Origin of the sequence: Vibrio sp. Vb1980 (assembly GCF_033338615.1) — a bacterium.
GTDB lineage: Bacteria > Pseudomonadota > Gammaproteobacteria > Enterobacterales > Vibrionaceae > Vibrio > Vibrio alginolyticus.
This window is the reverse complement of record NZ_JAWOSZ010000015.1, coordinates 1-13,142: the sequence shown is the minus strand read 5'-3', so window position 1 is coordinate 13,142 and position 13,142 is coordinate 1. Positions and strand designations below refer to the sequence as shown.

Genomic DNA, 13,142 nt, shown 5'->3' with positions numbered 1-13,142 from the left:
TTTTCGCAATAAATCTTAATTACTATCCGAAATTGAGCGAATTTTTACCGCTTTCCTGCGGCTTAATCATTCCGAACGCACCAAATAAATAACTAAGGTTTATTTACATGGCAGATAAACGTTCTAACTTCAACAAGCGCATTGAGGCGATCCATTTAGGCGCACAAGCAATGCGCAATCTGTGTATCGAATCCCAATTCGATTCACAAACAGGCATATTTCTAACTGACGACAATTCTCGTGGCGCGGCTATTTTGTCAGCCATTGCGAATGAGCCTATGTTCGAGTCAGTGTCTCAAGAAACAGCGATTAGCATCGTATCAGGCATGCAGTCTGCGGTGCGTGAATACGAAAATACTTACGGCCACCTACCTAGCGATGAGCTAATGGCATCTGCTCACGCAACTATGCGTAACATGATGACACTAGACGGCGCAAAGCGTGACGGCTCAACAGGCGCAATGATGCTTGAGTCTATCGGTCAATCTCTATCAACATCTGAGGGTGTTGAAATTCGTGCGAAGATGGTTGGCCTAGTGCTTCCTGTTCTCCTTGAGACAGCAACACTTGACGCTGTAACCATGATCCCAGCAGGTGCGAACGAAGTTGAGATCTTCAAAGTTTACCGCCGCACTGGCTCAAATTTTGGTGACTTCGCAGCGGGGACTGAAATCGACCAAGCAACGGTTGGCCAATACTCGTCTATGCGTCAGCGTTACAAGTTTGTCGATGAACAGCAACCAGACGGCACTAAGACAACTCATGTGTTTGACTCTAAGACTGACCTAAAACACACCAAGTTTGAGATCCCATTCACTAAGACATCTGTTTCCCTATTTATTAACCATAAACGTGTGGCTCGCGACCTAGACAGCAACGGTAGTCAAATAATGACAGGTACTCACAACGGTATGGTTATTAACTGTCAGATAGACCATGCAAAGGGCAAAGTTACCGTGACTCCAACATCAGCCCTACCAGCAGGGACCGTTCTGCACATCGAGTTCGAAGTAGACATTGAAAGACGCCCTGACCTTATCCCAACGATCGACCATGATATGGACTCTCGTATACTGCGCCCACGTCAAAACGCAATCGCAGCAGACGCGACTATTCAAGCGATGTTCACAATGCAACGCGAGTTTGGCCAAGATCTGAAATCTCTACAGATGAGCCACATGCGCAACACATTGGCATCGGAAAAAGCGACTCGCCACCTAGTAGATATGGACTTTGCTTGTACGCGCGAAGAAACATTCAATATCTACGTATCGGCTGGTGAAGATTGGCGTCTACATCGTGAACGTCTAAACGAAGTTCTTCTAAACGTTTCTACGAAGATCCTACAAGCGACTCGCACAACTGGCATGACAGGTATCTTTGCTGGTACTGGCGCGTCAACAATCCTTAAGTCACTAGGTGCTCCATATTTCGTAGCTCCGGCTAACTACCAACAGAAAAACGCTATCCACTACGCAGGCAAGTTGTTCGGCATGTGGAAAGTGTTCGAGTGTCCGGTAGTGATCGGTACGAACGACATGCTTTGTTACGGTCGCGGTTCTTCTCACTCAGAAGCGGGCTACGTAGCAGGTGATGCAATCGCAGCAACCATGTACACGCATCCAATCGGTAAAGGTCTAGTAGCGTCTAACACGCTATACGAACTGGCCTACGGCGAAATCCATCCATTCGACGGAGAAGACTACTTCTACCGCGTGAAACTTATCGATGAAGCTCCTGTAGAAGCAGCGGCATAAGGCAAGTAAGCGGCAGTCTTACGGGCTGCCGCTCTTGGGGGATTCGATGAAAGAAACGATCGTTTTAATCACCAACCACACACCAAAGGAAATCACGGTACAGGGTCGCGTTATGCCGCCACTGGCCAAAGATTTCCCTCTCTCAGTTTTCAACGTGAACCGCTTCAAACACGAAGTGGAAGCGGCCTATCCAAACGGCCTCGTTTCGGTTCGCCTTGAGCCAACGGTTTTACCAGAAGTTCAAAAGCAACCAGACACAGCCACCAGCGATAACGGCACAGCGCTATCCGCGCTTGAGCTTAGTGCAAGCGTTGAAAAAGCACTGATTAACCACGGTGTGACAACGGTTGAGCAACTAACCGAAATGACGAAAGACAACGTGATTGCGGTGAAAGGTATTGCTCAAGCGGGTTTGCAAGAAATTGTAGACCAGCTTGCAGCACAGGATCTAACGCTGAAAGAGACAGATAATGAGTAAGATTGAATTTTCAATGGATAACGTCTCACAAGTTGCGGTTTCGCCAATTAACGCTGACTCGACAACTAAGCAAGGCACTGGCTCTAACCAGCTAGTGTTTGGCGGTGTGATTGTGTCTAAAAAAGGTAAGCCGTTCGAAGTGATTCCGGTAACGGCGGCTAACTTCCTAGACAAGCTAGGTAAGCCTTACCACTCAAGCCTTGGCAAATTGGCTGACGGCATGCGCGTTCTTGATGAAGCCTTGCGCGGCGGTAATGGCCTTGTGGTTCGTGTCGTACCAAAAACGGCAACCTATCCAGCTATCAAGCTAACCAAACCAGCAGACGAAGTGACAATCACTAACGAAGCGATCAACTACTCGGCTGACCTGTCACTTGAAGATGGCGAATTTTTAGCGATCGCTATCAAAGACGGTGCGCAATCCGATAACCGCTCTATCACGCTTGCGAAAGCAGACGAAGCGACTTACGGCGCTGGCATGTTCACTCTTACCCTAGAGGAAGAACAGGCGGCTGGTGGCTCTGTAGTGCTAGAAGAATGGGTTGTATCCCTAGAGCCTACAGCAGTAGATCAAATGGGTAGCGCTGCGTTTATCGAGACTGTTCTTGAAGAACGTTCGCAGTACCTAACTTGTCGCATCGATGCAGAAGTAGCGAAACGCGAAGTTACTGCAATTGCGAAAACCAAATTCACTGGCGCGACCAACGGCAATATTAGCGACATTACGGCTGACGATTACCAGAAAGCAGTGAAAGCACTACGCACTACCGTTTACAGCTTTAACTACGTTTGTGGTTTGGGCTGCTACGACACTGCGGTAATCACTGACCTTGCGCAAATCTGTAAAGACAAACGCATTTCTGGCTACTTCGATGTTGCTCCTCGCCTAACGCACGAAGCGGCATTGGAGTTCAAAAAAGGTCTGAACTTCAACAACCATCGCGCTTCATTCGTGCATATCCCTTACCAAGCTAAGTGTCGTTTCTACGGCAACATGGCGGTATGGGGCGGCTCGGGTATCGGCTTTGCAGCTAAAGCGCTTGGCGTTGCTAAGACCTCTCCGGTCGGCGGTTGGCACTACACACCAGCAGGTGTTGAACGTGCTGTTATCCAACGTACTGGCCTAAAACCAATCCAAGGTGCTGGCGAGCCTAACTACCAAGAAATGTACAAGGCACGTCTAAACAAACTAGGCACAGACGAAAACGGCAACCTGTTCATTGATGACTCTCTAACGTCATCTGCGGCTGAAAATTACCTACGTTTTGAGCAAGTCGTGTCTATTGCTGACGCTATCTCACGCGACTTCTACGCACTAGGTAATCGCCTAAAACACCAACCTGACGGTGCAACGCTTGAGGGTCTAACTGACGGTATGGCCAGCATCCTTGAAGGCTATGAAGCCGTTGGTGCGCTAGTGACACCTCGTAATCCAGCACAAGACGGCGAGAACGCTTGGACGTTGGAAGTTAAGCAAGTCGAAATCGACTACTGGAAAGTCACTTGGTCGTTCTGTCCAACTGGCTCAGCGCGTCGAATCCTTGGTGAACCTGTACTAATCCGTTAATCAACAAAGAGCAAGAATAGAATGAAATCAATGTTTTCTGAGGGTTCTGTTCTTGCTCGCCCATTTGTGATGCCACAAGTGGCCGAGCAGGAACAAACTGAAACTGCATTTTTTGAGTCTGTAACAGAAGACCAACTTCTTGAGTCAATCAACCGTGCATCAAACATCATGGCTCGCCAAGACGCAGCAGCGGCTTGTGTTCAGTGGGTTAACGGTGGTGACAGCTCAATCGACAACCTAGACGCAATGCTATTTGGCATGGCTGGTGGCGATGACGATACCGAGCTAACCGATGGCCAAGCAGCACTATACGAATCGCTACAAGAAGCGGCTAGCGAGTTCATTGCTCAAGTTGGCCAGCCAAAAGAGGGCGACATGCTAGAAGCACTGGAAGATCCAGAAGCAGCAGATCGCATCTTTGAATCCCTAGAGCGTGGCCTAGACAACGTGGACTCAGACGAAGCGATTGCAGAGTTCGCCGTTCGTGAATCCATGATGCTTGAAGCGCTTAAGAAAGTGATCCGTGATGGCAAGGTAACTTACATCAAAACGAATCGCCGTAAGCGCCGTATGAGTGCAGCACAAAAAGCAGCACTTAAGAAAGCGCGCGCGAAAGCTCACAGCTCAGCGGCTAAAGCAGCTCGCAAAAAGTCTAACCGCATGCGCGATTCTCGCGGTATGGACAAGTAAGGGTAAGCAATGGCTGTAATTGTCGGCGTACCTAATGATGATGGCGTGTCTATCCACAATAAATGCGCCATTACACAAGTCATAGGCGGTCAAGAGGTTACGGTCATTGGTTACATGACTAATGAGTGTCAGCTTGCCTTTAGAGCGATATGGGAAGCGCCGTTTGAGGGCGATTCCGTGGGTAACATCAATGCCCTAGATAAAACGTCCTCAGTCGCGCAAACCGTGTCGGATAAGACGAGTAAAACACTATGGAACAGTCAGCAAGTTTGGCAAGGAAACGAACCGCCAGAAATCACAGCAACGCTGAAATTTGTCGCGTTCACCAATGCCAAATCAGAGGTTAATGATCCCATTAAATACCTGGCTCAGATGATAAGTCCCGAGCTGCAAAATACTGTTCCAGTCAGTTCCGATGGCCTTGGTGGCCGTGTTCCAAGTGATGCGCGATTCAAGATTGGCAAAGCGCTCAATCTACCTATGCGAATTAGCGAGGTGAGTTATGACATTAACGCACCTAAGACGCGAGACGGGAATTTCGCTTACAACACGGTAACTATTACCGCCGCTCCTAAGCAAATGATTAATCAGTCACAGATTCCTAACCACTTCCAATAGAATAGGTGTAATTATGGCCGGAGCATTTAACGCAAAAGGCGATATGAATTTCTTGAAACAGAAATTCACTAAGAACGTCCAAGCTGGCGAAAAGATGATGGGTACAGAGTTCGAGATGAAAATCGAAGAATACCCAAATATCAGCGTTTTGGTTCGTTCAACTCAGTTTCCTGCAATGGGACGTGCAGACGTAGAAGATTTTGGTCAAATGGGCTTGGGCTACATCCAAAATGGTGCGCTTGAGAACAAAGGCGAAATCGCGGTGACGTGTGTAGAAACTATCACTGGTACAGTGCTAGATATGCTACGTGAGATCGTTCGTGAAAAGAAAATGGTCACGGTCGTTATCGAGTCTACGCCAGAATCGACTAAAGGTAAGGGCGCTAAGTCGCATCGATTCCGCTTAGAGCACGTAAAAGTGCGCTCAGACGTGATCGACCTATCAACAGAAGATACAGCAGCACTTGTTAAGCCAGCTATCACACTGCAATACAACTGGGTAGATTTCTAATCGCCAACCTGTCCTATTCTATTCCCTACAAAAAGGCCGCCAGTTTGGCGGCTTTTTTGATGCTCTTAAGCTTTGGTTAGTCTCTGTTTCAAGTCGGCTGGTGCAATGTAGGTATTCTCGTTGCCATCCTTTGATTTGAACAATAACTTCAGCTCCACCAGCCTTTCAAGATACTTGCGCGCAGCGGTATGAGACACGTCAAAATCAGACTGAATTTCCTTAACTGAAAAGACACGTCCGGCTGTTTCTAATCCCTTGGCCAGAATCACAATGTGTGGCAGTTTCAATACGCCCTTAAGCTTGGAGTCGTCTAGCAGCTCGCGCACCTCTCTCGTATCTTCAATCTTAGATTTGATGTACTCGTTAAAGCGCTCAATCGCATTGATGATGACCGTTAGCTGGTAGTCCACAAAGTGCGTTAAGTCGTTGTCGTCCGTTTCGGTGTAAACGTAACTTCTAACGTACTTGGTTGGCGCGCTCTTAAGTGGCGCAGAGATCGAGACGTACTTAAAGTTCTCATAGCCATGCTTAAGGATGAACCAGTAGAAAAGCGCCCTAGCCGTTCTCCCGTTGCCGTCCATAAATGGGTGAATGTAGCCAATCATGAAGTGCAGAATACAAGCCTTAACGATTGGGTTAATAAAATTGGGGCTGGTGGTATGGTCGGTGTTGGCGAAGTCACATAGTTGCTCGATGAGCTTCAAAACGTGCTCATGTTCTGGCGCTTCATGAATAATATCGCCAGTGGCCACGTCTCTAACCATGACTGCATCCGTTCTGTATTGGCCAGCAACGTGCTCATTCTCTAACACTCCATCGGTGGCGATGCCATTAAACCCGCCAATCAATTCTGGTGTGAGCTCTACATCCTTAAGTTCATCGGCCATCATGATCAAACGCCAGTTATTGATAATCATCCGTTCGGAGTCATCTTTAGGCTCACGTTCCGTTTCAAGCATTTCCTTGGCCACTTTGCGCGTTGTGGCCGCTCCTTCCAATTGGGCGCTGCTAATGGCTTCTTCCATCTTCACGCTTTTCACTAGGTGTGCCTTTTTATCTTGCGCAGATAGCGGTAAATCTTCTAGTTTGAGCTGTTTGTCGATGTGGAATAGCTTCGCATCGAGACTGGCGGCGCTAAGTTGGAACGGATTGCCGTTTTCATCAACAAGCGAAATGTCGTTAAGGCCACGTCTAATTTTTAGGGCATGCCAAGCGTAACCCTTTTGATCGCCTTTAAACTCTTTTGAACGGTACTGAAAGTCGTTCCAATGCAAGTAATTACCGCTGCTATCAAATCCGTATTTAATTGGATCTAGTTTGCGAATTAGAGAGGCAACTTTACTGAAATCGGCTGGTAATTCTGGTGGGATGCTGACTCCCGCTATCTTTTTGCTCATACCGTGAAACTTTTTTAAAATGTTTAATATATCTAGTATTGCACACAGGCAGTGGGAGTCAATCGCTTATCTACCTAGGAGTTGCAAGGGGTGTAATGCTTTACTGAATACTTTCAATAATACAGTTGTCCCCTTAACTTCCATCCCAATCGATCAATATTTTATGCCAGTGATCAACAACTGTCGGTAGACAGTAAAGTTCAAAACCTTTCGAATAGTTGGCTTTTCAGGAAGTCACTCTCAAATTCACTTCGTAACACTTATAAGTGCCCCAAAACGTGTTGGGGCTGACCTCGGCAACAACGCCTTGTCACCGAAACAAGTGATGAACCAAAGTATGAGCATAGATTTTCTGTTAACTTTTATATGCAAAAAGTAATGCTGGTCAAAAGTTAAGAACTAGCGCCTATTAACCTAATCAAACATTTATATTTACACAAATAAAAACTAACTACTAAGTAAGGTAGATAATGTCACGAAAAAAATTTATGGAATCCTACGGCGCAACTAATCGCAACGCTCGGTATGGCTGGGCCTTTGTGAATCACGAAAAAAAGGAAGTATATTTTGGTGCGTGGGATGTCAATACAAACGGAAACAGAGCGTTGATTTTTTCAATGGCCTGGGAGTTCAATAACGAAGGGCGTAGGGTTAATGCATTTGGCGAAGCTCTTGAGTATATAAAACTAGTAGAGAATGAAGGTTATTCATTAAGAACATTCCCAATAATATGGGATGAAGATAACGACGGTTACGCAGATACAGGCAGCGCCAAGATAAAAGAGTATATTGAAGAAGTCTCTGACATGTCTCTAGATATTGTTGGCGGTGATTACTATGCGGTTGGTAACCATAAAGCAAAGCACTCTAAAATGCCTTTACCCAACGTAGCACAAGACATCGATGGTATATTCGGTACTACTACAAATAAGACTGAGCGCGAAAGCTTAGTACTTTCTCGTGTTGGACAAGGGCAATTTAGACAAAACGTCATCAACGTTTGGGGTAATGGTGAGAGCTGTGCGTTAACCCTTACACCGGTGCGCGAGATATTAATTGCATCTCATATAGTGCCTTGGTCTAAATGCGAAAGTGATGAGCAGAGGATTGATGGGGCAAATGGTATTCTACTCTGTGCTCATATTGATAAACTCTTTGACGCGCACCTGCTAACCTTCACAAAGAAGGGCTCGAAGTACATATCTAAGTTATCACCCAACCTTGATACTTCACTGTTAAAAGGTTTGGGAATTCAAGGTGGTGAGGAGCTTTGTTCTGAAGAGATCAGTGAACAGCATCGTGACCGATTCGAAAAGTATTTAGAAGTGCATAACAACGAGTTCAACTTCAAGATCTCACAGACTCGCTAAACTATCACTATCTCGATCATTTGGAGTTTAAGTATTCTAATTAAAGAGCCCTACGTGATTCGTCGCGGTGATTGCAGTTAGGTGGATTTGCCAGGACGTCATCGCACGATACAGATATATTGATACAGATATATTGATACAGATATATTGATCTAACTAACTCCTGCCCCAAAACTGCTTAGCTCAAGATTCCTGACCACGTTCTTAAGTCAGTTATTGACCTATTTATCCTAATGGCAGATTATGAGTCTAGTTGAGCACTTATAATTATACAGACATGTTCAGCAATTTTTGAGTGGAAGGAAGAATAAGACCTATAGAACAGCATGTTGCTGCTATGACGTCTGTATTTTATGAAGACAATGTCTGTTAAAAAGACACTGTTAAAGGTCAGGAGAATAAATGAAACATCTTAGAACGTTGATAGTCATTTTACTGATAACGGTGATTCTTACTATTGCTCCGTACTTTTTCAAATTTCATGATTTATATCAATATGCAACAACACAAGACTTTGCGAATTTTGGTACGTATATCAGTGGGATTCTAACTCCTATATTTACTCTTGTTTCAATACTGTTTCTAGGTTTGCAGGTGATTGAGTCAAGCAAGCAGTCAAAGCTGGATAGAGTAATATCCGAGCATAAAATATCGTTAGATAATTTAATTAGCTCCCTCGCAAATGAAAAGCATCTCACGGAAGTAGAAGATCAAGCATATCAATCCTATTTGAGAGGTGAAAATGTGTACTTATCATGTTCGGAGTTTTACAGAAACAACTCTCGGATGATTGAGTCATTTGGCGTAGTTTCACAAACGCTATCTCATGTTAAGAAGTTAGATGAAAAACAGTACAATATCTCAAGAGGTTTAGTTATTTCAGCCATTGACAGGGATAAGTTAGGTAAAGTTGAAAGGTTAAAGTTTTATCTCGATAACTACCGCTATAGTAGTAATCCAGAACACTATAGCTGGATTTGTGAAGAGTCTAAGCAATACGTGGAAAAGTGACCTTTAACCAACTGTTCGAGAGGGATTCGCAACGCGTGGCATTTTTACTATGCGTTGGTTTAAGTGATTAAGGTGGTGTGCGGCGGCTTTAGCATTGCGTTGCTCACCCCTTAACAGAGAGTTAGCTCACAATCATCAATTTTTAATTAAGAGGCAATATGAGAAAAGACATTCCCGCGCCCGTAATAGCGGTTTTATCAGACAATTTATCTGCACTCGAAACTCATGCAAGTCTCGATAACCTTTTCTTATATGCTGATGCTCCAGGTGAACCGCCTGAAGGTTCTAAACCCGTTAAAGTTCAAGCGTGGCTAAGACGAATTAACAAAGAATCAGGCGAACCACTAAAAGTCCTTGGTAAGTTGATTGAAACGTATATGGAGTTACCAAAGCAAGAAGAGGAAGAGGTCTTCCTGTGGGGAACTAACGTTACAAATCATAAAAAGGAATTCAAAGAAAAGCTTGAGTCAATTCTTGCGCAGTGCAATCTAACTTACATTAATGGCGGTATTGTATCTGATGGTAGTTCAGCTCCAAGTCGCTCCTTGTCTGACTTAATTAAAGGTAGAGACATTCCCTCAATTGAAGCTGAATTTACAAGAGCGCTAGCAAATGTAAACTCTGAGCCTAGAGAATCCGTGTCAGCAGCTTGCAACATTTTGGAATCCATATTTAAGGTCTATATTGCTGATGAGCAATTAGCACAACCTCAAAAGCAAGATCTACAAAACGTTTGGAAAGTTGTGCGTGGTGATTTAGGTTTCGATCCTAAATTACTTCAAGATGATGACTTAAAAAGAGTGTTATCAGGCATTCTGTCAATTGTTGACGGTATTGGAGCATTTCGCACACATGCCAGTTCAGCGCACGGTGAGGGTCGAATTATGTATAAATTAAAACCTCGTCATGCTCGTTTGGCAATTAACTCTGCGCATACAATAGCGATGTTTGTGCTTGAAACTTGGGACGAAAAACGTAAGTCAGCGAGCTAACAAACTGTTTAAGAGTGATTCGCAACGCGTGGCATTTTGGGTTTGATTCAGCTTATGTGTTTAAGGTGCAATGGTTTAGGTTTGGCGGTAGCGTTGCTCACCTTAATGCGGCTAGGTTTTTGGGGAATAATTTGAATAATCTAATTCGAGATAATATAGCAACTATTGTTGCTGTTTTTATTACAGGTATAAGTCTAGGTGCTTTTTTTATAAAGTTTCACTCAGGTCTCTCAAATGAGCAGAGTGACTGGGGAAGCTTTGGTAGTTATATTGGCGGCGTTCTTGGTCCTTTGTTTGCGTTTTTGGCGTTTCGTGCAGGTCTAGAGAATTTAAAATTTGTTAAAAATCAACAAATTAGCTCTGAGACGCTAATCGCTATTCGAGCTTATGAGAAAGATCTTAAAGGTTTGTATGAGATGGTTGTAACTTGTGATGAGCCATGGCATTGGACGTACGATATGGGAGGAGAGTATGCAGGGTTGAAAGAACTTCCATTAAGCACTCTTTTAAAAAGTGATTCACTAGACTGGGAATATCACTTGTCAGTACTTAAAGAGAGTCCCAAGTTACGACGCCAACCCGATGGTTCTTTGTTTCAAGATAATGAAATATGGTTACAAGCTCTAAATGCGTCCAACGGGCTGTTTCGGTATATCGACTTATATCAGAAACAAGGCGGCGATCAGTCAATAATTGATTATTATACTAGTGCTTATGAGGTTACTTACAATCGGCTTATACATAGTGAGATAGTACAAACCCATACAAACGTTTAAGGTTTCAAGATACTTTTTCTAATCCAAATTTCGCACGTTAAAACCCATACTCTAAATTGCTTCTGTCCAAAACCTTCTCAAAAATGGTTCAGAAATCTTGTGAACACCAAGCGATTTTGTCATATGTTCGTATTTTATAGGGCTAAGAAAGAAAATATGCCGTAGCCCTCAGCCCTTATAAATAAAAGGCTGAGGGCTCACATTGGACTTTTCGCTGAAATGGGCGCAAAACCCCATGATCAAATCTATAAATAGCATGATGATGGATATGCTAGCTGCTATCGCGAGAAAAGATTACCAAGATCGCCGCCGCCGTCAGGCTGAAGGAATTAAGAAAGCCAAAGAGGAAGGGAAATACAGAGGGCGGCAAGCCGATTCAGAACTACACGAAAAAATCTATCAGCTACGAGTAGTCAACAAGCTGAGTATCAGTGATACCGCCAAACTTACCAATGTTTCAGGTCGTACAGTAATACGGGTTGCTAAAAAGTTGGCAAGTGAGCGTTCAGCGGGGTAAGAAGCTTAGCGTATGGAATGGACTTCCTCCCTATCACTCAGCCGTTAGTTCTGAGATGATAAATTCACCATTTCATACGGAGATAACAACATGGCTGTGACTGTATTAGGTATCGACCTAGCAAAAAATGTGTTCGCATTGCATGGTGTTGACCACAAAGGCAATACCATTTTATGCAAACCCAAAGTAAGTCGGGCCAAGCTGTTAGAAACGGTAGCCAATATGCCACCGTGTCTGATTGGAATGGAAGCATGTAGCAGCGCTCATTTTTGGGCCCGATTATTCAAAAATGTCGGCCACGAAGTTCGCCTCATCGCTCCTAAGTTTGTCTCTCCTTATCGACTGTCTGGCAAAGCAGGGAAAAATGATGCTGCTGATGCTCAAGCTATCTGTGAAGCAGTTCAACGTCCTCATATGCGATTTGTTAGCATCAAGTCAGAAGAGCAGCAATCGATTCAATGTTTGCACCGAGCTAGGCAGGGCCTAAATGAAGAAAGGACGGCAGTATGCAACCGCATTCGTGGTTTGCTCGCTGAGTTTGGTGTGATTGCTCCTTTATCACCGGAGCGATTGCGTAACGAGTTCGAGAGCATGAAGGTTCACCTTCCAACCTTAGCCGCAACTTGCATGGATGAATTATTTCTTCATATAGACAACATTGAGCGCAGGCTTTTAAAGTTCGACCGACTGATTAAAGAGACGGCAGAGCAAGATGAACGATGCCGACTATTGATGCAACTAAAGGGGGTTGGACCTATGACAGCCAGTGCTCTAGTATCAGCGATCTCTGACGGAAAAGAGTTTCGTAATGGCCGTCAATTGGCGGCCTGGTTGGGTTTAACGCCTTCTCAATACAGCAGCGGAGGGAAACCAAAATTAGGGCGAATTACTAAAGCTGGTGACAACTATATTCGTAGTCTGCTTGTGCAGGGGGCGCGTTCAATGATGGCTAGCGCCGGACGAAAAGACGATCCGCTCAGTAAGTGGGTCTGTGATGTCAAAGATCGCCGTGGTTACTGGCGAGCCGCTATTGCTTTAGCTGCAAAAAATGCACGACACTGTTGGGCAATACTTCACTATGGTGAATCATTCGAAAATTGTTATTCAACCTAAATAAATCTCTTACCACCAATGATGACAACGCAAATATGATAAGGGTTAAGACCCCGCAAGAGGTGCCTGAGAAAACGTTAGGATGTTAAATATCCGATTAGCGTATGAGGTTCTTGCGAGCGTCTTTCATTTTGGTCCGGAACAGAATATTCCAGTATGACCGCTTATAGTACTGCATCTTAATCTTCATTGTGATTGCGTTCAGAGCACCCATTGACATCGGGAGGAAGTCCTTATAGTACGTTTTCGTTCCATTGGGCTTCAGACCCCTTAACGAAGCAAACGCACTGATTGAAGAGTTGTGGGAACAGTTGCGCCACCTTACCGATAAACAAGCTACTAACT

General features: G+C 44.6%; 12 protein-coding genes and 1 pseudogene. 12 read left to right on the top strand and 1 reads right to left on the bottom strand.

What is annotated here, in order from left to right; genetic code table 11:
* The first annotated feature begins 107 nt into the window (after positions 1–107).
* From R7F64_RS18865 to R7F64_RS18840, 6 genes are read left to right on the top strand one after another with little or no spacing between them, the layout of a single operon-like run.
* Entirely contained in the window at positions 108–1,757 is a 1,650-nt protein-coding gene (locus tag R7F64_RS18865; RefSeq protein WP_213986455.1) for a hypothetical protein, read from the top strand.
* Between the two features lie 46 nt (positions 1,758–1,803).
* Positions 1,804–2,235, top strand: coding sequence for a DNA-directed RNA polymerase subunit alpha C-terminal domain-containing protein (locus R7F64_RS18860; protein WP_042522739.1), 432 nt, complete (start codon positions 1,804–1,806; stop codon positions 2,233–2,235).
* Entirely contained in the window at positions 2,228–3,802 is a 1,575-nt protein-coding gene (locus R7F64_RS18855) for a hypothetical protein (protein ID WP_318071979.1), read from the top strand. The genes R7F64_RS18860 and R7F64_RS18855 overlap by 8 nt, the downstream gene beginning before the upstream one ends.
* A 21-nt stretch (positions 3,803–3,823) precedes the next feature.
* Positions 3,824–4,492, top strand: a complete 669-nt coding sequence (locus R7F64_RS18850) for a hypothetical protein (RefSeq protein ID WP_213986457.1) — start codon at positions 3,824–3,826, stop codon at positions 4,490–4,492.
* A gap of 9 nt (positions 4,493–4,501) precedes the next feature.
* Positions 4,502–5,110, top strand: a complete 609-nt coding sequence (locus tag R7F64_RS18845) for a hypothetical protein (RefSeq protein ID WP_318071978.1) — start codon at positions 4,502–4,504, stop codon at positions 5,108–5,110.
* A gap of 13 nt (positions 5,111–5,123) precedes the next feature.
* The gene (locus tag R7F64_RS18840) at positions 5,124–5,621 is read left to right on the top strand and encodes a baseplate protein (protein WP_169629044.1); all 498 of its coding nucleotides are present in this window, start codon (positions 5,124–5,126) and stop codon (positions 5,619–5,621) included.
* Positions 5,622–5,686: 65 nt separating this feature from the next.
* Here R7F64_RS18840 and R7F64_RS18835 read toward each other — a convergent pair whose 3' ends face one another.
* Positions 5,687–7,018, bottom strand: a complete 1,332-nt coding sequence (locus tag R7F64_RS18835) for a Fic family protein (RefSeq protein ID WP_213963514.1) — start codon at positions 7,016–7,018, stop codon at positions 5,687–5,689.
* 470 nt (positions 7,019–7,488) lie between these two features.
* On the opposite strand from R7F64_RS18835, the gene R7F64_RS18830 reads away from it, so the two are divergent.
* The 6 genes and pseudogenes from R7F64_RS18830 to R7F64_RS18805 all read left to right on the top strand — a co-directional run bounded on the left by R7F64_RS18830 (position 7,489) and on the right by R7F64_RS18805 (position 12,797).
* Positions 7,489–8,388, top strand: coding sequence for an HNH endonuclease (locus R7F64_RS18830; protein ID WP_140203481.1), 900 nt, complete (start codon positions 7,489–7,491; stop codon positions 8,386–8,388).
* 402 nt (positions 8,389–8,790) lie between these two features.
* Positions 8,791–9,399 carry a hypothetical protein gene (locus R7F64_RS18825; protein WP_041157136.1) on the top strand — a complete coding sequence of 203 codons (609 nt, stop codon included), beginning with the start codon at positions 8,791–8,793 and terminating at the stop codon, positions 9,397–9,399.
* Between the two features lie 158 nt (positions 9,400–9,557).
* Entirely contained in the window at positions 9,558–10,391 is an 834-nt protein-coding gene (locus R7F64_RS18820) for an abortive infection family protein (RefSeq protein ID WP_041157137.1), read from the top strand.
* 131 nt (positions 10,392–10,522) lie between these two features.
* Positions 10,523–11,167, top strand: coding sequence for a hypothetical protein (locus tag R7F64_RS18815; protein ID WP_239354750.1), 645 nt, complete (start codon positions 10,523–10,525; stop codon positions 11,165–11,167).
* 235 nt (positions 11,168–11,402) lie between these two features.
* Positions 11,403–11,684, top strand: a pseudogene (locus R7F64_RS18810) (recombinase family protein); the annotation flags it as partial.
* Between the two features lie 90 nt (positions 11,685–11,774).
* Positions 11,775–12,797 (top strand): IS110 family transposase, encoded by a 1,023-nt coding sequence (locus R7F64_RS18805; RefSeq protein WP_102552417.1) that lies wholly within the window; start codon positions 11,775–11,777, stop codon positions 12,795–12,797.
* Positions 12,798–13,142: the final 345 nt, after the last annotated feature.

Bases quoted from the DNA above. Each gene is read 5' to 3' on its own strand.
- R7F64_RS18865 (WP_213986455.1), top strand. From the start codon at position 108: ATGGCAGATAAACGTTCTAACTTCAACAAGCGCATTGAGGCGATCCAT.
- R7F64_RS18860 (WP_042522739.1), top strand. From the start codon at position 1,804: ATGAAAGAAACGATCGTTTTAATCACCAACCACACACCAAAGGAAATC.
- R7F64_RS18855 (WP_318071979.1), top strand. From the start codon at position 2,228: ATGAGTAAGATTGAATTTTCAATGGATAACGTCTCACAAGTTGCGGTT.
- R7F64_RS18850 (WP_213986457.1), top strand. From the start codon at position 3,824: ATGAAATCAATGTTTTCTGAGGGTTCTGTTCTTGCTCGCCCATTTGTG.
- R7F64_RS18845 (WP_318071978.1), top strand. From the start codon at position 4,502: ATGGCTGTAATTGTCGGCGTACCTAATGATGATGGCGTGTCTATCCAC.
- R7F64_RS18840 (WP_169629044.1), top strand. From the start codon at position 5,124: ATGGCCGGAGCATTTAACGCAAAAGGCGATATGAATTTCTTGAAACAG.
- R7F64_RS18835 (WP_213963514.1), bottom strand. From the start codon at position 7,018: ATGAGCAAAAAGATAGCGGGAGTCAGCATCCCACCAGAATTACCAGCC.
- R7F64_RS18830 (WP_140203481.1), top strand. From the start codon at position 7,489: ATGTCACGAAAAAAATTTATGGAATCCTACGGCGCAACTAATCGCAAC.
- R7F64_RS18825 (WP_041157136.1), top strand. From the start codon at position 8,791: ATGAAACATCTTAGAACGTTGATAGTCATTTTACTGATAACGGTGATT.
- R7F64_RS18820 (WP_041157137.1), top strand. From the start codon at position 9,558: ATGAGAAAAGACATTCCCGCGCCCGTAATAGCGGTTTTATCAGACAAT.
- R7F64_RS18805 (WP_102552417.1), top strand. From the start codon at position 11,775: ATGGCTGTGACTGTATTAGGTATCGACCTAGCAAAAAATGTGTTCGCA.